Source organism: Candidatus Symbiopectobacterium sp. NZEC135, from assembly GCF_025962695.1.
This window is the reverse complement of the sequence record NZ_JAGFPF010001340.1, coordinates 1-589: the sequence shown is the minus strand read 5'-3', so window position 1 is coordinate 589 and position 589 is coordinate 1. Positions and strand designations below refer to the sequence as shown.

Sequence of the window (589 nt, the reverse complement as noted above, 5' to 3'; positions counted from 1 at the left end):
ATTATCCTATGCGCCAGACCGGCGTATGGGCGTTGAAATGACGCTGCTCAGAGCCTTGGCATTTCATCCGCAGGCGGTGATTGCACCGGTGGCAACTGCGCCAGTGGCGGCGAGTGCACCTGCCGCACCGCAGGCGCACATTCCGCCTGCGCGTCAGGCGTCTGCGCCCAGTGCGCCGTCATCCCCTGCGGCTGCTCCGTCATCGCCTGTCGCTGCGCCTGAGGAACCTGTTGCACCTGCCGCGCCGTTGCCGGACGCCACCTCGCAACTGCTACAGGCGCGCAGCCAGTTATTGCAGCGACAGGGTACGCCGCCGCCAAAAAAGTCTGATCCGGCGGCGCAGGAACGCGCTCGGCCGGGCACGGCGGCATCGGCGCTGGAACGCCTGGCCTCGGTGACGGAACGCAGTCAGCAGCGTCAGGCGGCTGACAGCAACAGCGAGGCGCAGAAAAAGCCTGAAGCGTACCGCTGGCGCGCGCAGCAACAGAAGGCTGTCGTGACCGAAACCATCGCCACGCCGAAAGCGTTGCGCACGGTGCTGGAATACGAGAAAACGCCGGAATTAGCGGCTAAATTGACGGAAGAAGCG

At 65.2% G+C, this 589-nt stretch carries 1 pseudogene; it reads left to right on the top strand.

Annotated elements, in window-relative coordinates:
• Positions 1–589 (top strand): annotated as a pseudogene (locus J5224_RS34155) (DNA polymerase III subunit gamma/tau); the annotation flags it as partial.